This is a genomic window from Humibacter antri, from assembly GCF_054777235.1.
In genome coordinates this window covers 162,677-183,535 of record NZ_BAAHAW010000042.1, presented here as the reverse complement: position 1 = coordinate 183,535, position 20,859 = coordinate 162,677, and the positions used below count along the sequence as shown (strand labels likewise).

Sequence of the window (20,859 nt, the reverse complement as noted above, 5' to 3'; positions counted from 1 at the left end):
CACCAGCCGGACCGATGCCAGCCTGCCAGCCAGCCCCAGGCCAGCCAACACACAATTAGAGAAGGATCCGCCGAAGCTCCAGGTGGTTCCTGCGCCCACCGCGACCTTGAAATGCACCTCGGTCACGTTGTGGGGCAGCGGCATCTGGTAGCCGCTGCCCGGTCCGCACGTTCCGCCCTCGAACACGCGGGGGTCCTCCACCAGTGTGATCGTGCCGTCGCCGTCGCTGCACTCCCAATTCGAACGCAGGTAGGCGGAACCGCTCGGAATCTTCACGGTGAGCGTCTCGCTGCCCGTTCCTGAGAGGTGCACCGTGCCCAGGGTGGTGGTTCCCGTGTGCGCGGGAGACGGAGTGGATGCCACCTGCAGAGTCGGTGCGGGCGGCACAGCCTCCGGCTTCGACGTAGTGCATCCGGCGAGGCAGCCGCACACGGCTGTGACTCCGATCGCGATCGCAACAACCGATCCTGCACGCCGCACGCGACACCTCCGTCCGCACCCGACGATATCCATCCGCACGGATGCCCGCCGGCAGCTCATGCGAAACGCCCGAAGTCGGGCCCGATATCGATGCTTCGCCGCTCATCCGGTGCAGGCAGCGAGCAGGCTCACACGCCTCTCACTTCAATCACGTATAGCTTCTAACCATCCCGACGGCGACTCGAGCGCAGCACGGGCATCCGCTGCTCCGTCGCCTGAAGGAACGGAAGGACTCACGATGCGTCACACGCCTCACTACCTGATGACCGACCCCGACGAGGTCAAGCGGCTGATCCGTGCAAACCCGTGGGCGACGTTCATCTCCCCGACCGCGAACGGGCTCATCGCATCGCACTACCCGGTGATGGTCGACGAAGACGCCGACGGCATCACGATCGTCAGCCACTTCGGGCGCCCCGACGAGGAGCTGCACGAACTGGGTCAGCACGAGGTTCTGGTGATCATTCAGGGACCGCACGACTACGTCTCGCCGAGCTGGTACGCGCCAGGCGATCTCGTGCCCACTTGGAACCACGTGACGGCGCACCTCTACGGCACACCCGAGATCCTCAGCGAGGAGGACAACTACCAGGTGCTCGATCGCCTCACGGACTACTTCGAGCAGCACTTTCCGAACGGTCGCCACCTCAGCGACGACGAGGCCGGCACGCGGCGGATCGCGAAGGGCACTGTCGGCTTGCGGATGCACGTAACCCGCTTCGACGCGCGCGCGAAGCTCAGTCAGAACAAGACGCCCGAAGTGATCGAGAACGTCACCGAGCACATCGCCGAGCGCAACGCCGCGCTGGCGCACGAGATGCGCCGGGTGAACGAGCCCGCGACCGGTCATCCGCGCGCCTGACGACTCGGTCGACGCCAGGCCTCGGTCGACGCCAGGCCCCGGCCCACGTCACGCCTCCGTTCACGCCACCCCTCGGCCCACGCCACCCCGTGGAGGCGCCCATCGGTTCACGTCGCGAAGTCGGCCCTCATGGGGCGCCCCGGGGGACCGACTCCGCGACGTGAAGCGGCACGGCATTCGGCGTCGACATCTCCGCCGAACCGCCAGACTGGATGCATGACCTCCTCACTCTGGCTCGGCACCTATACGGCGGACTCCGGCGGTCACGGCCGCGGCATCGCCCGTGTGACGCTCGGTGTCGAGGGACTGGGCGTTGATGAACTCGGCGTCGATGGACCCGGTGCCGGTGAATCCAGTGCCGATGAAGACGGCGCAGGCGGTGCGATCACCGGTATCCGTACGGCGGCCGCGGCGGATTCGCCGTCGTTCGTCGCCACGCATCCGAGCCTGCCGGTCGTCTACGCGGTGGAGGAGTTCGCGCGGCGCATCCGAGCCTTCGGTGTCACCGAGTCCGGCGGCCTCGAGCCCCTCGGCGACGCACATCCCGCGGGTGAGGCGGTGTGCCACGTCGCGGTCGAACCACACGGTCGGTACGCGGTCGCCACGTGCTGGGGCGACGGACGCGTGTTCGCCTACGAGCTCGACGAGAGCGGAGCGATCGTCGCGCGGACTCAGGCGCCGGCATCCGTCGACCCTTACCGCGACCTCGCTCAGGAGCCCAGGCAGAGCCGGGCGCACTCTGCGATGTTCCTGCCCGACGGCCGAGTGCTCACCACCGACCTCGGGCACGACACCGTACGCGTCTGGCGTTCGGAGGGTGCATCGCTCGTTGCTGCCGCCGAGACGGCGCTGCCCTTCGGCAGCGGGCCGCGGCACATGGCGCTGCATCCGAGCGGGCACGTGTACGTCGTGACCGAGGACTCCATCGAGGTCGCGGTGCTCGACGCGCAGACTCTGGCCGTGACATCCGTGGTGCCTGCGATCACGCCGCACGTGCGCGACGGCAACGCCGCAGCGCACATCTCCTTCGACGGCGACCGACACGTTCACGTCACGGTGCGTGGCGCCGACGTGGTGGGGGTGCTGGAGGTGACGGATGCCGGTGCCCGCGTGCATCCGGTTGCCGGCGTCGACTGCGGCGGCAACTGGCCGCGGCACCACCTGCAGCTCGGCGACCGCCTCTATGTGGCGAACCAGCACAGCGACGACATCGCCGTGTTCCGCCTGCGCGACGGTATGCCCGAACTCGACACGACTGTGCCGGCGGGCTCGCCTGCATGCCTGGTGCCCGTGGTCTGACGCCGAGCAGCGGAGCCGAGCACGCCCGATCCCGTCTCGGCTTTTCCCGGCCTTACCCGGCGTCGCCGCGGTCTGGCCCGACCTCGCCCCGATCTCGCCCCGCGTGGCCCGGTCTCGTCCCGGCGGGCCCGATCTCGCCGGAGCCGGCCTTGCCTCGGCCCGATCTCGTCCGAGCATGGCCCGCACCGAGAACTGATGGCCCCCGTCGTCGTTTCACCGAGGATTGAGCGACAGAACGGGCCATGAAGTCGCCGCGCAGCTTGGTGTCGGGCGATCACGCCGCGAGGTGGAACGTGGTGGCGAAGCGCCCGAGCAGATCGCGCGGCCCGTTCAGCACCTCGACCACGCCGGTCTCGATCGCGCGGGCCGGTTCGAGTTCGCCGGAGATGAGCCGACGGATGCCCGGGCCCGCCGCGAAGGCGAGGTCGGCGGGACCGTCGCCGCGCCGCACATCCAGAGCAGCGCCGTCCACACGGACCAACAGCTCAGCAGGACCGAATCGCGCGGCATATGCGGTCGAGGGCAAGGTGACGGCGACCTGTGGCTGGAACGCGGTGCGCAGATCCATCGTCATCGAATCGGGGGTGATGACCTGCTCCGCCCGCGGCTCGCCCATGGTCTTGAAGCCCCAGGCCCCGAGCGCGAGCACGACCGGCTCCAGTTCGCGCCCGTATGGTGTCAGCTCGTAGAGGATGATCCGCGAGCGAGGGGCCCGCCGGATGACGCCCGCCGCCTGCAACTCTTTGAGCCGCGCCGCCAGGATGTTGCTCGGGATGCGCGGCAGCCCCGCGGCGAGTTCGCCGTAGCGGCGCGGCCCGACGAGCAGGTCGCGCACTATGAGAAGCGCCCATCGCTCCCCGATCAGCTCCAGCGCCTGCGTGATGCCGCCGTACTGGCCATAGTCGCGTGCCGCCATGCGCTGCTCGAAGCCCGAGCTCAGGCCTGCTGGTTCGCGAACGCCTCCGGGCCCTGTTCGGCGGCGACGGGATCCATCCAGCCGAACTCGAGCATGTTTCCGTCGGGGTCGGTGAGCTGTCGCTGGTACATGAAGCCGTAGTCGGCGGCGGGGCGGTCCTCGGTGCCTCCGGCCGCGACCCCCTTGGCGACTGTCGCGTCGACCTCGTCCCGGCTGTCGAGGAACATCGCCGTCGACACCGAAACGCTCGTGCTCGGGTCGCCGATGGGGCGGTCGGTGAACGTCTGGAAGAAGTCGCGCACCAGGATCATGAAGTAGTTGTGGTCAGGCTCGACCACGACGCAGGCCGCGTTGTGGTCGGTGAACTGCGGATTGATGGTGAATCCGAGTGCCGTGTAGAACGCCTTCGAGCGCTCCAGGTCGGTCACCGGCAGGTTGACGAACATCGAGGTCATCGTGGTCTCCATTGTCTTGGTCCGGACTGTGCACCGGAGGTGATGAACACAACACTTGCAAAAAACAAGTGGTTCGTCAAGAGTCAGATGTGGTCTGATCCCTCGCGATACGTGTAGCGCGAGCGAATCAGCTTGAGAACTCCCATCCGTGTGATTGGTTCCCGAGCCTCCGCTTGACGCGTTCCCTTCTCTCCTTGAGAGTGGGCTGGGCAGCCGATCCGAGGAGGCGCCATGCGCTCAACGCGTCCGATGCCAGGGAACCCGTGGCCGCACGACATGGTGATCACCATCGAGGACACTGCGCATGCGCTTCTCGACCTGTTGTGGATCCGCGAGACTTGGCAGCTGGAGCCGGAGGGCGAGGATCTGCCACCAGTCCTTGTGGATACACCGACGCGCGTGAGCCCAGCGCAACGAGCCGCGGCCCCGATCATGGAGTGGCAGGATGCCTGGCCCGAGTTATGGCACTCATGCCTGCAGCACGCCGGGAAACCGCGTGATCACGAGTCCATGGCGCTTCTGCACGCGTCACCGCTGGCATCCGGCGAACGCGCGCGCCTTCTCCGGAAATTGTTCGGCGCATCATGGGCCGACCGGTTCGGCACGGATGCGTTCATCGCTGGCCACCACCAGAAGTGGGAAGAAGCCTTCTACGAGCGGCACCGTGCACGGGTGTCGCGGCCGTACGACGAGAGTCCGGAGTTCGTGTGCCTCGACGCTCTCGTTCCCGCTTGGCGAGCCGGTCTGACGAAGATCGTCGAGATCCCGTGTCGCGGCACCTTCACGCACATCCTCGGACCTCACTCGCTCCTCGTCACCGTGGAGACTCGCGCGGACCCCGACCGCTACCGCGAGGCACTCGCGCTCTTCGCGTGGCAACACCCCCAACGTCATCCCTCCGGCTGATCGCTCGCGCTCCGGATCCACCCCTGGCCTGACGCGCGGGTCGACCGGAGTGGCAACGATGGATGCATGGCTGCGATTCTCGAGGCATCCGCCCTCACGAAGTCCTACGGCGAAACCCACGCGTTGGCAGGCGTCACGCTCGACGTGCAGGCCGGGGAGGCGTTGGCGATCATGGGCGCATCCGGGTCGGGCAAGTCGACTCTGCTGCACGTGCTTGCGGGCATCCTTCCGCCGGATTCCGGATGGGTCGCCCTCCACGCACCTCACGGCACCGTCTCGGTCGGCGAGTTGAACGACTCGGCGCGGTCGGCGTTGCGGCGCGACACGTTCGGGTTCGTGTTCCAGCAGGGGCTGCTCATCCCGGAGCTGACCGCAGTCGAGAACGCCGCCCTGCCGCTGATGCTGCGCGGGGTGCCCCGCCCGGAGGCGGAGCAACGCGCGGCCGGCTGGCTCGCCGCACTGGGACTGGCGGGGCTCGAACAGCGACGCATCGGCCAGCTGTCCGGCGGGCAGGCGCAACGCGTCGCCGTCGCCAGAGCGCAGGTGATCGAGCCGCTCGTGGTGTTCGCCGACGAGCCGACCGGTGCGCTCGACTCCACCACATCGGCCGAAGTGATGGATGCCCTCACCTCCTCGACCACGGGCCGGGGCCGCACGCTCGTGGTGGTCACTCACGATGAGGGTGTTGCCGCCCGCTGCACCCGTGTGGTGCGTCTGCGCGACGGGCTCGTCGTCGAGACCCGGTCGAAGGTTGCCGGAATCGACTACATCCAGACGCCGACGGGGCCGGGAGCCGGAACGATGCCGCAACGGCCCGCAGCACCGCAGGAGCACCAGCGATGAAGACGCTGACCGTCGCCCGCCTCCTCGCCCGGCCTGCTGCATCCGGCCGGGCGGCCATCGGGTTGCCGATCGTGGCGTTCGGCGTCGCGACCGCTCTGCTGCTGACGACACTGGCCGGCGCCCTGTCGTTCTTCCGCTGGCATGACGAGCTGGGCTTCACGTACCAGGTGCTCGCGATCTTCGCGTGCGCGCTGCTGCTCGTTCCCCTCGCGTCGCTCGGCGGAGCCGCGGCGCGACTGTCCGCTCGACGCAGGGACGACCGCCTTGCGACCCTCCGGCTGCTCGGCGCGACGACCGGATTCGTCACCCGCCTGACCGTACTCGAATCGATCGCGCTCGCCGTGATCGGCGCGCTCGGCGGTGTCGTGCTCTACCTGGCCATGACACCGCTGGTCGGACTGATCTCATTCCGCGGGCATCCGATCGGGGCGGGAGCTCTCCTGCTGAATCCGCTCATCATCGCGGCCGTCGTCGTGGGAGTAGGCCTGCTGGCAGGAGCCAGCGCCGCGATCGGTCTGCGCGGGGTGGTCGTCTCGCCTCTCGGTGTGCGCACCAGGCAGTCCGCGCCGCGCTCGCACTGGATCCGCATCGTGATCGGCGTCGGCGTCGTCGCCGTCGTCGTCTTCTGCGTCGCGAACCCGAGCCTGCTCGGCGCCGGCGTCACCATCATCGTGGTGCTGGCGACCGCTTTCGCCGCGGCCAACGCCGTGCTCGGACTCGTCGGTCCGTTCGTCATCAAAGCGTTCGCCGCCTCCGGGCTGCGCAAGGCGACCACACCCCAACGCCTCATCGCCGCACGATCCGTGCTCGAGTCGCCGAAGGCCGCCTGGCGTCAGGTGAGCGGGGTGTCGATGACCAGCTTCATCGCGGTCTTCGCGGGAACGGCACTCGCCATGATCGGCGTGGTCAGCGGCAACCGCGGCGGCCCGGAGCAGGCCATTCTGCTGGGCGACATCCGCACCGGCGTCTTCATCACGCTGGCCATCTCGTTCGTCATGGTGGCGTGCTCGGTGGGGGTGAGCCAGGCATCCGCGATCCTGGACCGCCGTGAGCTCTACATCAGCCTCGACAGGCTCGGGATGCCCGTGAAGACCATGAACGCAGCCCGCGTTCGCGCCGTGCTCTCGCCTCTGCGCGTCGTCGCCGTCGGATCGGCCGTCGTCGCCGCCGTCATCGCACTGCCGCTGGCAGGCGCCGCGCTCGTGCTGGCACCGTTGTCGCTCGTGACGATCGCGGCGAGCATCGCCGGCGGCATCGTGGTCGTCTGGCTCGGACTCCTGGCGACCAGGCCCGTGCTTTCCCGGGCGCTCAGCGAACCGATGGCGATGACGGAGTGATTGCCAAGCCTGGCGCCACGTTGAGCGACTAACCTCGACACATGCCCGAGAACGATCAGCAGGATGACCGCGCGCGCGCCCTTGAGCACCTCTACGGCATTCGGGAGAGCATCGACAACATCGATGCGGCGCTGATCCACCTGCTCGCCGAGCGGTTCAAGTTCACGCAACGGGTCGGATACCTGAAGGCGGAACACGGGCTGCCTGCGGAAGATCCGGTGCGGGAGCGTGAGCACATCAAGCACCTGCGCGAACTCGCGGTGGAGAGCCACCTCGATCCGGAGTTCGCCGAGAAGTGGTTCAACTTCGTGGTGGCCGAGGTGATCCACCACCATGTGCGGGCCGGCGCCCAGCACCCCGTCGAATGAGCGGCGGCAGCGCATCGCCTAGGACGGGCGCACCCGGAGTGGCCGGAATCCGCGACCAGGCCGGTCGCACCGCAGTCGTCACTGGCGCGAACAAGGGCATCGGATTCTTCACGGCGGCCGCTCTCGCCGCCGCCGGCGCTCACGTCGTGCTCGCCTGCCGCAGCACTGAACGGGCGGATGCCGCTGCGCAAGCCATCCGCGCTCGGTGCGCGCGGGACGGCGTGCGGGCATCCGTCGAGGTGCTCGAGCTCGATACGGCGAGCCTCGCGAGCGTCGCGGAGGCGGCGAAGGTGCTGGGCGACCGGGAGCGGGTCGACCTTGTGGTCGCGAACGCGGGCGCCGTGCATCCGCCCGAGGCCCGCGAGGTCACCGTCGACGGCAACGAACTCGTGCTCGGCACGAACCTTCTCGGACATTTCGCACTGCTGGCAGGGCTCATGCCGCTGCTGCGGCGCTCACCCGGTGTGCGTGTCGTAAGCCTCGGCAGCATGGCCACGCGCCTCAGTTCGTTCCTGCTCGACGACCTGCAGCTCGAGCAGCACTACGCGCCGTGGCGTGCGTACGCCCAGTCCAAGATCGCGGTCGAGTCGTTCGGGTTCGAACTGGATCGCAGGATGCGCGCCGCCGAACTCGACGCCACCAGCGTCGTCGCGCATCCGGGCTACTCGATCAGCGGTCGCACTCCACGGGTGCCGCGGGTGAACGAGCCGTCACGGATGACGGTGTTCGCGGACTCGCTGCAAGCCCCGTTCACGCAGGGCAAGGACCGCGGCGCGTGGTCCGTGCTGGCCGCGGCGACGCATCCGGATGCCGTCGGCGGCTCCTACTGGGGGCCACGATGGCGCGTGAAGGGCACGCCCGTGAAGCAGGACCCGGCGAGTGTTCCGGCCGATCCCGCAGTCGCCCGCCAGGTGTGGGCGTTCGCGGAGCAGGCGACGGGCGTTCCCTTCACCGTCTGACGCGTGACGTGTCGGGCGCGCAGCGGCAGCGGCCTGTGCGCAACTCCTGCAAACGGGCGGCGTCCGCGCGTCTGCGCGCGAAGGCGACGTCACTTCTCGCCGCAGTCGCTGCACGATGCAGGAGTTGTGAACGGTGCCGTTGGTGCTCGAAGCGTGCCGGCTCAGGCGCGGGCCGAACTCCGCCCATGCCGGGCCGGCCGTAGACCGTCGGTGATGAACTCTGCGAGCGAGGCCAGCTCGGCACGCGCCGCCTCCGTGGCGCGGTCCGACTCCAGCGCGAGGATGCCTAGCCATGCCAGCGCGGCGTTGCGCAGTCGCGAGGCGGCCGGTCGCACCGGGAAGCTCGCGGCGAGCACCTTCTCGATGAGCGACTGGAGTCGGTCCCGGTGCTCGAGCAGCGCGGAGAGCACCTCGGGATGCGTGTGCTGCTCGCGCGAGATGATGACGCCGATCACGTGCGACGCATCCTCGAGCTCGCGGATCCGTGCCGTGAGATTGAGCAGTGAGCGCGCCGGATCGCCCGGCTCGGCGAGCGCGTCGACGTCGACCGGGCCGAGCGACATCCGCTCGGTGACGAGCACGCGCAGCAGCTGGGGCTTGGTGGGGAAGTAGTAGAACAAGAGGCCCTTCGGCACGCCGGCGGCCTCGGCGATGGCGGAGGTCGGGGTGGCGTCGAAGCCGCGTTCGGCGAAGAGCCGTTCGGCGGCATCAAGGATGCCCGCCCGGGTCTCGGTCGCGTCTCGGGTTCTGCGGGGCGGTGTCATGGTGCTCTCCGCGCGAAGGATCGTCCGGTGGATGAAGGGCGGGGCGGCAGCCCGGCCTATGTGCCTGAGTCTGCCACCCCGCGATTCGGTGCGGAACTCGTCAGTATTCGCGACTTCGTCGCTGGGCTGACTCATCGGCTCGGGCAAACGAGCAAGCTCGCCTTTCCTCGCCTCAGTCGTCAGTGATCGCGACTGCGTCGCTCAACTGACTCCATCGGCTCGGCAGAAGCGAGCAAGCTCGCTTCTGCCTCGCCTCAGTCGTCAGTGCGAATGCGCCATGTGATGGTGGGAGCCGCCGGGAATCGGCACCAACTCCCAGGCCGCCACGACGATGGCGACGCCACCGCACACCCACGAGAACCATGCTGCGCCCATGTGGGTCGCGTACATGCCGGCCCAGGGCGAGATGAACAGCAGGATGCCGAGCACGCCGTGCACCCACTCCATCCATTCCAGGCCCGGACTCGCCAGGTTGATGAGGCCCGCGATGATGAGCAGAACGCCGAGCACGATCATGAGCACGATCGAGAGTCCGGCGGAAGCCACCCAGATCGTGGAGAGTGCCACGACCACTCCGGCTGCGACCGTCACCCAGTCCTGCCACCTTGACCACTTCTTCATGAATCACACCTCCTCGATGCTCCCCTCAGGGATGTCTTCACATTACGCCTGACTGACCGCCCGGTCAATAGGAATGACATCAGCGGGCTGTGGCTGTGGAGCGTGGCTGGGACGGTTCGTGGCTGTGGCTGGGACGGTTCGTGGCTGTGCCTGTGGCCGTATGGAGTGGCGTGCGAGGTGCGAGGTGCGAGGTGCGAGGTGCGAGGTGCGCCTACTCCCAGCGGCGCGGGCCGGTGCCGTCGCCGGTCTCGCCGAGCGTGTCGTCGGGGTTCTGCAGGGTGCAGGTGCGCAGGCTCAGGCATCCGCAGCCGATGCAGCCGGTGAGGTCGTTGCGCAGGTGCTCGAGGGCGGCGATGCGTGCGTCAAGAGCCTCCCGCCAGTGCGACGAGAGCCGCGCCCAGTCGCGCTTGGTCGGGGTTCGACCCTCGGGGAGTGATTCGAGTGCAGCACGGATCTCCGCCAGCGGGATGCCCACGCGCTGCGACACCTTGATGAACGCAACCCTGCGCAGTGCGTCGCGTCGATACCGTCGCTGATTACCGGTCGTGCGTTCGCTGGCCAGCAGTCCCTTGCGTTCGTAGAAGTGCAGAGCGGAGATGGCGACGCCGCCGCGCTCGGACAGTTCGCCCACGGTGAGCATGCGGTGCGCGCCGCCGTCCAGTTGGGGCATCGTGCGTCTCCTCTGTTGCGCTGTCGACCTCGCGAGGCTGCACGCCCACACCCAAACAGTGGGTAATGTCCGCAGCCTCGGGGTGTACGTGCAGTCTCGGGGTGCGGATGCATTCGTGCGATTGACCTCAACAATAGTTGAGGTCATAGAGTTGGACACCATGACCGATGAGACGGATTCCGCACCCCGGACTCCGTCTCCCGCGCGGTCGGCGTCGTCGTCGGAGCTGCCGCTGGAGGATGCAGGCGCGGCAGCCGCCGGCCGCACCGCTGGCGTGGCGACGGTGGATCCCGCTGCGGAGCCGGCCGGCGGCGTGCTCGGTGCGCACTTCCGCTGGATCACCATCGGCATGTGCGCACTCGTGCTGTTCGTGGCCTTCGAGGCGATGGCCGTCACCACGGTGATGCCCGTGATCGCCCGCGAGTTGCACGGGACATCCCTCTACACGCTCGCCTTCTCTGGTTCGACGGCGATCAGCGTCGTCGGCATGGTCGTGGCCGGCGCATGGTGCGACAGGCGAGGGCCCTCTGCGCCACTGGTGATCGCCGTCGTTCTGTTCGTGATCGGGCTGGCGATCGCGGGGCTCGCGCCGGACATGGTCGTGTTCGTGCTCGGCCGTCTCGTGCAGGGACTGGGTGGTGGAGCGCTCACGGTTGCGGTGTATGTGGTCGTCGCCCGGCAGTACCCGGCGCGGCTGCAGCCGCACGTCTTCGTGGGGTTCTCGACGGCCTGGGTCGTGCCGTCGCTGATCGGTCCGTTCCTGGCCGGCCTGCTCGCCGAGACCGTGGGGTGGCGCTGGATCTTCCTCGGCGTGATCGCTGTCGCGATCGTCGGGCTGCTGATGATCAGACGGGTGCTCAGCGTCTCCGGCGACAGCGCCGCCGACGAGGCGCCGCCGTTGCAACCGGCCCGCATCGTGTGGTCGGTCGTGGCCGCGTGCGCGGTGCTCGTGCTCGGCACGGCGACCGAGTTCGACACGCTCTGGCGATGGATCGTGTTCGTGCTCGCGATCGCCGTGCTGGCGATCGCGGTGCGTCCCCTGTTGCCCCGCGGAACCCTCCGGCTCGCGCACGGGCTGCCCTCCGTCATCGGCACGCGCATCTTCATCACCGGCGCGGAGCTGGCGTGTGAGGTGTACGTGCCCTACCTGCTGATCACCCGATACGGGCTGAGTCCCGCGATCGCCGGACTCGCGTTGACCGGCGGCGCGATCGCGTGGTCGGGAGGGTCCTGGCTGCAGGGCAGACTCGGCCCGCGCATGCGCAACCGCGGCTGGATCGTGCTGGGCGTGGCATCCATCACCCTCGGCCTCGTCGGCACGACGGTGATCTCGGCCCTGGAGTTCTCTCCGTTCGCGGTCTTCGGGGTGTGGATCTTCGCCGGCCTGGGCATGGGCCTGGCCACCCCGAGGCTGTCGGTGATGATGATCGGGTACTCGAGACCTACCGACCAGGGGTTCAACAGCTCGGCGCAGGCGATAGCGGATGCCGTGGGCGGGTCATCCGGAGTGGCCGTCGCCGGACTCGTGTTCGCCTCGCTCACCGCACTCGGCGGTTCGTGGCCGTTCACAGCGTGCTTCCTGCTCGGCACCGTGCTCGCCGTCGCCGCGCTCGCGACGGCCACCCGTGTGGGGCGATTGCGGTGAGCACTCGACCGTAGTCCGCTGCGGGCGCCCAGGCTTGGTCAGCGATCCGGATCGACCGCGAGCTCGACGTCGACCGTGTCGCCGGCGCCGCGGCCGGTGTTCTTGCGCGTCTCGGCGTTGAACGACACGAGGTATCGCCCGCCCATGACGCCCACCGTTGTCTTGTACGTGTAGCCGCCGTCGATGGTGACGATCACGGGAACCCGTTTGCCGCGGCCGAAGCCTTCGACGATGTGTTCGGGAACGACGATGCCGACATTGTTGCCGCCCGTGGGCTCGAGAACGGTCTGAAACGTGACCATCATGCCTCGTTCAGTGCGCGGTCGCAGGTGTGGCGATCGTCATCATTGCTGGTCCCAGTGCTTGATCGAACCGATGCGGATGTTGTTGCCGAACGGGTCGCGGATGGCGAAGTCAGTTCCGTACGGCTGCTCCATCGGCTCCTGGGTGACCTCGACTCCGGCCGCCTCGAGTTTCTCGAACGCGCCGGCAACGTCGTCGGTCGTGAATGCCAGCCATCCCCCGCCGGCACCCTTGGTGACCAGGTCGCGAACCTGGGCCGCAGTGGACTCGTCATGTGCCGGAGCACCCGGCCGCTCGAGCAGGATCTCCTTCTGGTCGCCTGGCACACGCACGGTGAGCCAGCGCATCGCACCGAAGTCCAGGTCGGCGCTCACTTCCAGGCCCAGAACATCGGTGTAGAACGTCAGCGCCTCGTCCTGATCCAGTACGTAGATCGAAGACAGGTTGTTGCGGGTCAGCATGATCGGCTCCTCGAGATGGGTGGTCGTTCGCTACACGCTACGTTCAGTTCGGGTACGCCGGCTTCTCCAGAAGTGCTCTTTGCATACCCTGGGCTGGTGGACCGCGAGAACGAAGCCGTGAATCTGCGGCTGCTCCGTGCGCGCAACCACATGGACCGCCGGTACGCCGATCCGCTCGACGTGGTTTCGCTCGCCGCGCTCGCGTACATGACGCGAGCCCACTTCATCCGCGAGTTCAAGAGAGTCTTCGGCGAGACGCCCTACCGCTACCTGCAGCGTCGTCGGGTCGAGCGAGCGATGTTCCTGCTTCGACACCAGAACGCGAGTGTCACCGAGATCTGCATGGCGGTCGGGTTCAGCAGCCTCGGCACCTTCAGTCGCACGTTCTCCGACATCGTCGGACGTTCGCCGTCGGCCTACCGTGAGTCGATCGCGCACGAGCGGCTCGTAGCACCGACCTCCTTCGCGATGCGGTGGTCTCGGCCGGTGGGCGACGACCGCTGACCCGAGCTGCTACTCGACCGCGATCTGCGCGTCGAGTTTTGCCCTTGCGGCGGTATGGAGGTTCTCGGCGATGAGTTCGGCGAGGGTCTCCATCTCGTCTCGGCAGGCGGCGCAGCCTCGGAGGTGGGCTCGGAACTCGGCCGGGAGCGGGACGCCCCGGTCCAGGAGGTTTTCAAGGACTGAGTCGGAGTGTTCGAAGCAGTCGTCGCATGATAGCCACGGTTCGAATTGTCCGGTGAGTTGCGCGAAGACCTTGTCGGTCAAGGTGTCGTTGTGCTTCATCGTTGGTCCTCCTTTCCGAGGATGGGTGGGAGATAGCCCTGGGCTGTGAGACGTTCACGCATTCGTCTTCGCGCGTCGTGCAGGGTCTTGTAGACGGTGTTGCGGGTTGTGTGCAGTCGTTCGGCGATCACGTCGATGGGGATGCCGTCGACGGCGATGGCCAGGAACACGCGTTGCTGATGGGGAGTGAGGCATTGCTTGATGCAGGCGCGGATGGCTGCTGCCAGTGAAGTTGTTTCGGCGTGTTCGAGCGGATCGCCGAGCCGGGAGATCGGTTCGGGGAGGAGGGAAAGGTCGATCTCGGTCCGGGACCAGAGTTCGCGGCGTACCGCTGTCGCGGTGTGCAGGATAGCGAATTTGTATGCCCAGGTGGTGAACTGACTGCGGCCTTCGAAAGTGTGCAGCCGGGCGAGGATCGCGACGACGGCTTCATCCGCGCTGGATTGCACGATTTCTTCGGCGCGGGCTTGCCCGAGACGTGGTGCCTCGCCCATCTTGTTGAGCTTGAACCGAGCGGCTCGGATCATCAGGGTGTGCAGCCGGCGGATGGCGTCTTCTCGTGTTGTTCCGGCCGAGTTGAGGCATGCGACCCAGTCGTAGGCGTCTTCGATGGGGTCGGTGATGCGCTCTCCGTTTGCGAGGGAGACCTCGCTTACGTCCATGCTCAATTGTGTGCCACCTCGCCGGAAGGAACTGCAGTTCGGCATGTGCCTCTTCACCGACTTTGTATCGGCGGCGCTGCGTTTCTTACCGAGTTCTTTCGACTTTCTCGTCGGCGGTAAGGGTTGATGACCGGCCGGCTACTGACAGGCATGGCAAACAGCCAGTACCAGTCAGAAAGGCGCTGATCATGATCGGAATGATGAGTCACCGTCCGCGGGCGGTGATCGTTGCCACAACCCTGACCGCCATGGGTCTTCTGGGCGTCGGCGGTCTCACCGGCTGCACCGCAACGGGCTCCGAAGGCGGGCACACGGCGGGTTCGGTAGCGGATGTCTCCGCACAGCACAGCACGTCGTCGGTCTCGAAGAAGATCGCCTTGTATTCAGCGATGTCAGATCTGTGGGCACAGCACATGGAGTGGACATACATCACGGTCACCGCGTTCGCGCAGGGCTCATCGTCGTTGACGCCGAGCCTGGATCGTCTCCTCCAGAACCAGGCCGACCTGGGCAACGCGATCAAGCCGTTCTACGGCGCTGAGGCCGGTGACCAGCTCACCGTGCTTCTGAAGGCGCACATCAACGACGCAGTCCCGGTGCTGACGGCCGCGAAGGCGGGCGACACGACTGCTCTGAACAAGGCCGTCACGGCGTGGTACGCGAACGCGAAGGAGATCGGTGACTTCCTCGCAGCCGCGAATCCGCACTGGAACAAGGCGGAGATGGAACAGATGATGAAGACGCACATCACCCAGACCATCGCGTATGCGACGGACGCCCTGGGCGGCGACTACACGAAGGCCGTCACGGACTATGGGCTCGCTGAACAACACATGGAACAGATGGCCGGAATGCTCAGCGCCGGCATCATCCAGCAGTTCCCGAACAAGTTCAAGTAGTGAGCCCGCGGGCCGTTCTCTGGAACGGTCCGAGGCTGACGAGCGGGGCGGCCGGGCCGTGACACACACGGACGCCCCGCATCCATCGCCGCCGGTCGAGGAAGGGTTGCGGCATGTCGCTCACACTCAAAGGTCAGCGCTCCGGTGCGTCACCGCAAGGGGCGATCGGGGAGCGCAAGACATTCGCGGGCGCCTCGGGCACGGCTGCCGAACCCGTCATCGGTGCGTCGCGGGCACGCAGAAGAACCATAGCGGTCGTGCGGATCGCGTTCGGGGTGATCTGGGCGGTGGACGCCTACCTGAAGTGGTTGCCGTCATTCGGCCGGCACACCTTGGTCGAAAAGCTTTCCGACGCTGCTGCAGGTGATCCGACGCCTCTTCGCTCGTGGGCAGACGAGGTGCTGCGGGTCGTGACCGCGGATCCGGGCGCATTCGCCGTCGGCATGGCGATTGCGGAAACCATGCTGGCCGCTGCGCTGCTTATCGGCGTGCTCACCAATCTGGCCTGCGTTCTGGGGGCGGTGTTCGCGCTCACGGTATGGGCTGTGGGCGAGAGCTTCGGCGGACCCTACGGACCCGGCTCGACCGATATCGGCGCATCCGTGATCTACGTGCTCGTGTTCGCGCTGCTGTACAGCGTCAACGCTGGAGCCGTGTGGGGAGCCGATTCCTGGCTGCGGCCACGCCTTGGGCGGCTGGCATGCCTGGCCAGCCGGGCATGAGACATCCCGTCCCGTAGGCAGCCGCCAGCGAAACGGAACCGTCCCGGGGCCCACGCACCCCTACGCGGGTGTCGCCCTCGGGCGAGGGCGGCTGCTGCTCGCACGAGGGTGAGATGGGAAAAGGCTTGTGGCATGTTGCCGGTGAGCTGTCGGCGGTCGGGATCGTATTCTTCGGCGAAGAGGTTGACGTCGTTGTGAGTGCGGCAGAGGCGGTCCATCAGGGTTGCTGCGTCGTCGCCTCGCCCGGTGGCTGCATATTGTTCGACGAGCCAGAACGAGCAGGCGAGGAACGCATTCTCGGTGTCGTCGACCCCGTCGATGCCGTTGGTGCGGTACCTGTAGAGGAATCCGCGGCGCATCAGGCTGTTCTCGATACGTGTGACGGTCTTGAGCATCCGGGGGTCGTCGGGCCGGCAGAACCCGGTCTGGGGCAGCAGGAGGAGCGCCGCGTCGACTTCGTCGGTGTCGTAGTGCTGGGTGAAGTGGCCGTCTGCGCTGACCCCGCGTGTGTCGATCTCCGCCTTCAGCTGCTCGCGGAGCGTTTCCCAGATCGTGTCGGAGCCCTCGAGGCCGTGTTCGCGTACCGCGCGGATGCCGCAGTCCAGGGCCGCCCACATCATGACCCGGGAGTGGGTGAACATGCGTGGTTCGCCTCGGATCTCCCAGATGCCATGGTCTGGCCGGTGGTAGTCGCGCTGGATGCTGCGCAGCAGGGCTCGCTGCAGCGCCCAGGAGAAGGGGTCTTCTTTCAGCCCTGCGCGGCGGGCGGCGTCGAGAGCGATCATGACCTCACCGATGACGTCGCCCTGGTATTGGTCGCTGGCGGCGTTGCCGATGCGGACGGGGACGGATGCCGCGTGTCCAGGAAGGTGGGGAAGTTCGCGTTCGAAGAGATCACGTTCCCCGGCAGTGCCGTACATGATCCGGAGCTGTTCGGGGTCGCCGGCGATGGCGCGAAGCAGCCAGGTGCGCCACTGCTGGGCGACATCGATGTACTGGTAGTCGATCAGGACTTGGAGGGCCAGGGCGGCGTCGCGCAGCCACACGTACCGGTAGTCCCAGTTGCGGGTTCCGCCGAGTCGCTCCGGCAGGGGGGGGTGGTGGGTGCGGCGACTATGCCCCCCGTGTCGTAGTGCGAGAGCGCACGGAGGACCAGAAGCGATCGCCTGACGGCTTCGGCGTGCGGTCCTGCCACTCGGATGCGGGCAGCCCATTTCTGCCACCACCGCTGCGTTCGCTCGATCGCTGTGTCGCCGCTCAGCGGTGCGGGCGGATCGTAGTGCGAGGGGAACCAGGTCAGGCAGAGGTCCACGTGCTGGCCCGTGTGGACGGAAACCGTGCCGGTGTGCACATGGTCGTGGGGTTTCAGGGTGGCGCCGCGGAGGATCAGCGCGTCGGGTCCGGCCGTGGCCAGCAGCGCTGGGGCGGTGTCGGTGCCGACCTGGCGCACCCAGGGCAGAGTGCGTGCGTAGTCGAACCGCATGGTCAGGTGTTGTTCGAACTCGACGTGGCCGTGGATCCCGATGATGCGGCGCAGCACGTCGGTGCGGCGGACCACGTCGAGGCGGCGGTGATCCATCGGCATCAGGTCGTGCACTTCTGCGATGCCGCCGGTGGTCTCCCAGCGGGTGATGAGCGTGAACGTGTCGCCGTCGTAGCGGCGGGTGACAGAGGCGTGCGCATCCGTGGGGTGCAGGCTCCACCGTCCGTGTTCCCGATCGCCGAGGATGGCGGCGAACACGGACGGCGAGTCGAATCGGGGCAGGCAGAGCCAGTCGATGTCGCCGCGAGCGGAGACGAGGGCGCCGGTACGGCAGTCACCGATCAGCGCGTAGCTGCCGATCGGGGACTGTTCCCGTGGAGGGTGGTCTCGATGGCTCATGCGCCTGGGCAGGCTCAGAGGTCGGTGTAGGGAACGCCAGGGTCGGCCAGCCGGTCCCCGTCGACGGGTTTGCCGGCGATGATGAGCGGTTTGAGCTGGTCGATGACATCCCACACGTTGACGTTCATCGAAGCGAGCATGCGGTCGTTCTGGTCGAGCCAGAAGGCGACGAACTCCCGCTTGTCGAGATCTCCGCGCACCACGACCCGGGTTTCGGCGCCGCGAGGCACGTGCCCGATGTACTCCATGCCCAGGTCGTACTGATCGGTGTAGAAGTAGGGCAGCTCTTCGTACTTCTGGTCATTGCCGAGCAGCGCGGCGGCAGCGGTCTGGGGCTGGTTGAGCGCGTTCGCCCAGTGCTCGACCCGCACCCGGCGGCCCAGCACCGGATGGTCGTGGTTGGCGATGTCTCCTACCGCGTAGATGTCGGGGTCGCTGGTACGCAACGATGCGTCGACGAGTACGCCGTTGTCGATGGCGAGGCCGGCCTGCTCGGCGAGCGCGATGTCGGGGGCGACTCCGACACCGATCACGACCGCGTCGGCAGAGATGGTCTCCCCGTCTTCCAGGCGCACGCCCGCGGCGCGGCCGTTGTCGGTCACGATCGCGCTGATCTTCGCACTGAACTTCAGCTCGACACCGTTCTGGCGATGCAAGACGGCGAACACCTCTGCCAGCTGTGGGCCGAGCACCGCCAGCAGTGGCAGCTCTGCTGCCTCGATCACCGTCACCGCTGTGCCGGCGGCTCGGGCCGCGGCGGCGACTTCCAGGCCGATCCAGCCGGCACCGATGATCGCAAGCTTCTTGCCCGGACCGAAAGTGGCACGGATCGCGTCGGATTCCTCGACCGTGCGCAGGTAGTGCACACCGGACGCGTCTGCGCCGGGAATGGGCAGATGCCTGGCGAGGGACCCGGTGGCGAGCACGAGCTTGTCGTAATGCACGAGGCTCCCGTCAGCCAATTGCACGTTGTGGGAGCCGGGGGCGATCCCGCTCACTCTGGTGCCCAGCTTGAGCGTGATGCCGGCGCTTTCGTACCAGTCCTTCGCGTTCACCAGCGCGTCATCGAGGGAGGTCTTTCCCGCCAGATAGTCCTTCGACAGGGGTGGTCGCTCATATGGCAGGTGGGTCTCTTCGCCGATCAGGGTGACAGTGCCCTGGAAGCCGAGATTGTCGAGGGCTTCGGCTGTCTTCGCCCCGGCGAGGCCGCCGCCGACGATGACGACGTGCTCCGGTGTGCTCATGGTGGTGTTCTCCTTCAACTGTGGGAGGTGGCGGATAGTGCGGTCTGAAGGCTTGACGTGACACCGTCCCATGCCGAGGCGAAAGCGGCGATTCCCTCGTCCTCCAGTCGGGCAACGATGTCGTGGTAGTCGACTCCGAGGGCCGCCAGGCTCTCGAGCACGGACTGGGCGTCCCGGTATGTGCCGTGGATCGAGTCGTCGGGCACTGCACCGTGATCGGCGACCGCGTCGAGAGTGGTCTCGGGCATCGTGTTCACCACCTGGTCTGCGACGAGCTCGGTGACGTACCGGGTATCCGGGTAGCCGGGATCCTTCACCGACGTCGAGGCCCACAGTGGTCGTTGCGGGCGGGCGCAGGAGGCTGCCAGGCGCTGCCATCTTTCGGTCGTCAGCATGCGTTCGTAGCGTTGGTACGCGAGGCGGGCATTCGCGATCGCCGTCTTTCCCCGCAATTGTCGGGCTTGTGCGGTACCGAGTCGGTCCAGTCGGGCATCGGTTTCGGTATCGACGCGCGAGACGAAGAACGAAGCGACAGAGTCCAGGCGCGACACGTCGCGTCCGGCGTTGAGCGCATCTTCCATCCCGGACAGGTACGCGTCGATCACCTGCTGGTATCGCTCCAGCGAGAAGATCAACGTCACGTTGATGCTGATCCCCTCCGCGAGGCAGGCGGTGATGACCGGCAGTCCCTCGCGGGTGGCCGGGATCTTGATGAACAGATTCGGTCGGTCGACCATCCACCACAGGGCGCGGGCCTCAGCGATCATGCCGTCGGCATCATGCGCCAGGCGGGCGTCGACCTCGATCGAGACCCGGCCATCCACACCGTCGGTCGACTCGAACACCGGCGCGAGAAGATCACATGCAGCTCGCACGTCATGCGTGGTCAGCTCCCGCAGAGCCTCCCCCGGCTGGGCGCCGCGCGCCGCCAGATCGCGCACCTGGTCCTGGTACAGGTCTGCTCCCTGTATCGCTTTGGCGAAGATCGACGGATTCGTGGTCACGCCGCTGACGTGACGGTCCCGCACAAGCCGAGCCAGGCTCCCCGACGTCAACCGTTCCCGGCTGAGGTCGTCCAACCAGATCGACACGCCCGCCGCCGCCAACCGCGCCAGCGGATCACCGGTCACCGGCTCCGTGTCGTTCACGATCCCGCCCCCGCAAGCGAAAGGAACTCCTGTCGGGACCGAGCGTCTTCGCGCAGCCGTCCGAGAAGGGTCGAGGTGACCGTGCTCGACCCGGTTGCGCGCGCTCCGCGCAGTGTCATGCATGAATGCTCCGCCGCGATCACGACCCCGACCGCCCTGGGTGCGAGGTTGTCCTGCAACCAGTCGGCCACCTGCTTCGTCAGACGCTCCTGGGTCTGCGGGCGGGAGGCGAAATGCTCCACGATGCGGGCCAGCTTCGACAAGCCCACGATGCGGTCGCCGGGAAGGTAGCCCACGCACGCTCGACCGGTGAACGGCAGCAGGTGATGCTCGCAGATCGAGTGCACCGGAACGTCTCGAACCACCACCAGCTCGTCGTACCCTTCCTCGTTCGGGAAGGTCGTGAGCTCGAAGGCGCGCGGAGTGAGCATCTCCGACCAGGCGCGCGCCATCCGCGCCGGCGTCGCACGGAGATGCTCGGATTCCAGCGACATCCCCAGCGCCTCGAGAAAGTCCTCCGCCGCCAGCTCGGCACGCGCCAGGTCGGGTTCCCGAACCTCGGCCATTCGGCCCCGAGACCCCGGCACCTCAATGCCCGTGGGGGCGGAAATGCCCGTGGGTGCGGAC

At 67.4% G+C, this 20,859-nt stretch carries 26 protein-coding genes; 11 read left to right on the top strand and 15 right to left on the bottom strand.

The annotated features are described in order from the left end of the window. On the bottom strand, positions 1 to 363 hold a 363-nt coding region (locus ACYVDK_RS16340), incomplete at its 3' end, for a hypothetical protein (protein WP_460523681.1). Between the two features lie 355 nt (positions 364 to 718). Here ACYVDK_RS16340 and ACYVDK_RS16335 point away from each other — a divergent pair. Both ACYVDK_RS16335 and ACYVDK_RS16330 read left to right on the top strand, forming a co-directional pair. Next, positions 719 to 1,342: an FMN-binding negative transcriptional regulator gene (locus ACYVDK_RS16335; RefSeq protein WP_460523679.1), complete on the top strand. Its 624-nt coding sequence runs from the start codon at positions 719 to 721 to the stop codon at positions 1,340 to 1,342. A gap of 216 nt (positions 1,343 to 1,558) precedes the next feature. Further along, positions 1,559 to 2,641, top strand: coding sequence for a lactonase family protein (locus ACYVDK_RS16330; protein WP_460523677.1), 1,083 nt, complete (start codon positions 1,559 to 1,561; stop codon positions 2,639 to 2,641). Positions 2,642 to 2,915: 274 nt separating this feature from the next. Here the strand turns inward: ACYVDK_RS16330 and ACYVDK_RS16325 are convergent, their stop codons facing one another. Then, positions 2,916 to 3,557 (bottom strand): winged helix-turn-helix transcriptional regulator, encoded by a 642-nt coding sequence (locus ACYVDK_RS16325; protein ID WP_460523675.1) that lies wholly within the window; start codon positions 3,555 to 3,557, stop codon positions 2,916 to 2,918. A 20-nt stretch (positions 3,558 to 3,577) separates the two neighbouring features. Further along, complete coding sequence (locus ACYVDK_RS16320; RefSeq protein WP_460523673.1) at positions 3,578 to 4,012, bottom strand: VOC family protein; 435 nt, start codon at positions 4,010 to 4,012, stop codon at positions 3,578 to 3,580. 231 nt (positions 4,013 to 4,243) lie between these two features. Between ACYVDK_RS16320 and ACYVDK_RS16315 the strand changes: the two genes are divergently transcribed. The 5 genes from ACYVDK_RS16315 (at position 4,244) to ACYVDK_RS16295 (ending at position 8,425) form a co-directional block, all read left to right on the top strand. Then, complete coding sequence (locus tag ACYVDK_RS16315; protein WP_460523671.1) at positions 4,244 to 4,918, top strand: hypothetical protein; 675 nt, start codon at positions 4,244 to 4,246, stop codon at positions 4,916 to 4,918. A 66-nt stretch (positions 4,919 to 4,984) separates the two neighbouring features. Then, entirely contained in the window at positions 4,985 to 5,761 is a 777-nt protein-coding gene (locus tag ACYVDK_RS16310) for an ABC transporter ATP-binding protein (protein WP_460523669.1), read from the top strand. Further along, positions 5,758 to 7,098, top strand: coding sequence for an ABC transporter permease family protein (locus tag ACYVDK_RS16305; RefSeq protein WP_460523667.1), 1,341 nt, complete (start codon positions 5,758 to 5,760; stop codon positions 7,096 to 7,098). The genes ACYVDK_RS16310 and ACYVDK_RS16305 overlap by 4 nt, the downstream gene beginning before the upstream one ends. 41 nt (positions 7,099 to 7,139) lie before the next feature. Beyond that, positions 7,140 to 7,466 (top strand): chorismate mutase family protein, encoded by a 327-nt coding sequence (locus ACYVDK_RS16300; RefSeq protein WP_460523665.1) that lies wholly within the window; start codon positions 7,140 to 7,142, stop codon positions 7,464 to 7,466. A 38-nt stretch (positions 7,467 to 7,504) separates the two neighbouring features. Beyond that, positions 7,505 to 8,425 carry an SDR family NAD(P)-dependent oxidoreductase gene (locus ACYVDK_RS16295; RefSeq protein ID WP_460523663.1) on the top strand — a complete coding sequence of 307 codons (921 nt, stop codon included), beginning with the start codon at positions 7,505 to 7,507 and terminating at the stop codon, positions 8,423 to 8,425. Between the two features lie 161 nt (positions 8,426 to 8,586). Here the strand turns inward: ACYVDK_RS16295 and ACYVDK_RS16290 are convergent, their stop codons facing one another. The 3 genes from ACYVDK_RS16290 to soxR form a co-directional block, all read right to left on the bottom strand. After that, positions 8,587 to 9,189: a TetR/AcrR family transcriptional regulator gene (locus tag ACYVDK_RS16290; protein WP_460523661.1), complete on the bottom strand. Its 603-nt coding sequence runs from the start codon at positions 9,187 to 9,189 to the stop codon at positions 8,587 to 8,589. A gap of 261 nt (positions 9,190 to 9,450) precedes the next feature. Further along, positions 9,451 to 9,810: an SPW repeat protein gene (locus ACYVDK_RS16285; protein WP_460523659.1), complete on the bottom strand. Its 360-nt coding sequence runs from the start codon at positions 9,808 to 9,810 to the stop codon at positions 9,451 to 9,453. A 211-nt stretch (positions 9,811 to 10,021) separates the two neighbouring features. Then, a complete protein-coding gene (gene soxR, locus ACYVDK_RS16280) occupies positions 10,022 to 10,480 on the bottom strand; it encodes a redox-sensitive transcriptional activator SoxR (protein WP_460523657.1) in 459 nt (152 codons plus the stop codon). A 160-nt stretch (positions 10,481 to 10,640) separates the two neighbouring features. Between soxR and ACYVDK_RS16275 the strand changes: the two genes are divergently transcribed. Further along, positions 10,641 to 12,125 carry an MFS transporter gene (locus ACYVDK_RS16275; RefSeq protein WP_460523655.1) on the top strand — a complete coding sequence of 495 codons (1,485 nt, stop codon included), beginning with the start codon at positions 10,641 to 10,643 and terminating at the stop codon, positions 12,123 to 12,125. 38 nt (positions 12,126 to 12,163) lie between these two features. Here the strand turns inward: ACYVDK_RS16275 and ACYVDK_RS16270 are convergent, their stop codons facing one another. Then, a complete protein-coding gene (locus ACYVDK_RS16270) occupies positions 12,164 to 12,427 on the bottom strand; it encodes a DUF1905 domain-containing protein (RefSeq protein ID WP_460523653.1) in 264 nt (87 codons plus the stop codon). Positions 12,428 to 12,469: 42 nt separating this feature from the next. Next, positions 12,470 to 12,889, bottom strand: a complete 420-nt coding sequence (locus ACYVDK_RS16265; protein WP_460523651.1) for a VOC family protein — start codon at positions 12,887 to 12,889, stop codon at positions 12,470 to 12,472. A 96-nt stretch (positions 12,890 to 12,985) separates the two neighbouring features. On the opposite strand from ACYVDK_RS16265, the gene ACYVDK_RS16260 reads away from it, so the two are divergent. Then, positions 12,986 to 13,393 (top strand): helix-turn-helix domain-containing protein, encoded by a 408-nt coding sequence (locus ACYVDK_RS16260; RefSeq protein WP_460523649.1) that lies wholly within the window; start codon positions 12,986 to 12,988, stop codon positions 13,391 to 13,393. A 9-nt stretch (positions 13,394 to 13,402) separates the two neighbouring features. Here ACYVDK_RS16260 and ACYVDK_RS16255 read toward each other — a convergent pair whose 3' ends face one another. After that, positions 13,403 to 13,675 (bottom strand): hypothetical protein, encoded by a 273-nt coding sequence (locus tag ACYVDK_RS16255; RefSeq protein ID WP_460523647.1) that lies wholly within the window; start codon positions 13,673 to 13,675, stop codon positions 13,403 to 13,405. Beyond that, positions 13,672 to 14,169 (bottom strand): RNA polymerase sigma factor, encoded by a 498-nt coding sequence (locus ACYVDK_RS16250; RefSeq protein WP_460523645.1) that lies wholly within the window; start codon positions 14,167 to 14,169, stop codon positions 13,672 to 13,674. Before ACYVDK_RS16250 ends, ACYVDK_RS16255 begins: the two co-directional genes overlap by 4 nt. A 356-nt stretch (positions 14,170 to 14,525) precedes the next feature. On the opposite strand from ACYVDK_RS16250, the gene ACYVDK_RS16245 reads away from it, so the two are divergent. Both ACYVDK_RS16245 and ACYVDK_RS16240 read left to right on the top strand, forming a co-directional pair. Further along, positions 14,526 to 15,236, top strand: a complete 711-nt coding sequence (locus ACYVDK_RS16245) for a hypothetical protein (RefSeq protein WP_460523643.1) — start codon at positions 14,526 to 14,528, stop codon at positions 15,234 to 15,236. Positions 15,237 to 15,349: 113 nt separating this feature from the next. Continuing rightward, positions 15,350 to 15,958, top strand: coding sequence for a hypothetical protein (locus ACYVDK_RS16240; protein ID WP_460523641.1), 609 nt, complete (start codon positions 15,350 to 15,352; stop codon positions 15,956 to 15,958). Here the strand turns inward: ACYVDK_RS16240 and ACYVDK_RS16235 are convergent. From ACYVDK_RS16235 to folE, 5 genes are read right to left on the bottom strand one after another with little or no spacing between them, the layout of a single operon-like run. Further along, the gene (locus ACYVDK_RS16235; RefSeq protein ID WP_460523639.1) at positions 15,844 to 17,004 is read right to left on the bottom strand and encodes a glycoside hydrolase family 15 protein; all 1,161 of its coding nucleotides are present in this window, start codon (positions 17,002 to 17,004) and stop codon (positions 15,844 to 15,846) included. The two genes, ACYVDK_RS16240 and ACYVDK_RS16235, sit on opposite strands and share 115 nt — an antisense overlap. After that, positions 16,965 to 17,840 (bottom strand): glycoside hydrolase family 15 protein, encoded by an 876-nt coding sequence (locus ACYVDK_RS16230; RefSeq protein ID WP_460523637.1) that lies wholly within the window; start codon positions 17,838 to 17,840, stop codon positions 16,965 to 16,967. Before ACYVDK_RS16230 ends, ACYVDK_RS16235 begins: the two co-directional genes overlap by 40 nt. Positions 17,841 to 17,854: 14 nt before the next feature. Beyond that, a complete protein-coding gene (locus ACYVDK_RS16225; RefSeq protein WP_460523635.1) occupies positions 17,855 to 19,084 on the bottom strand; it encodes an NAD(P)/FAD-dependent oxidoreductase in 1,230 nt (409 codons plus the stop codon). 14 nt (positions 19,085 to 19,098) lie between these two features. Then, on the bottom strand, positions 19,099 to 20,232 hold the full coding sequence (tal, locus tag ACYVDK_RS16220) for a transaldolase (RefSeq protein ID WP_460523633.1): 1,134 nt from the start codon (positions 20,230 to 20,232) through the stop codon (positions 19,099 to 19,101). Beyond that, the gene (gene folE, locus ACYVDK_RS16215) at positions 20,229 to 20,798 is read right to left on the bottom strand and encodes a GTP cyclohydrolase I (protein WP_460523631.1); all 570 of its coding nucleotides are present in this window, start codon (positions 20,796 to 20,798) and stop codon (positions 20,229 to 20,231) included. Before folE ends, tal begins: the two co-directional genes overlap by 4 nt. Positions 20,799 to 20,859: the final 61 nt, after the last annotated feature.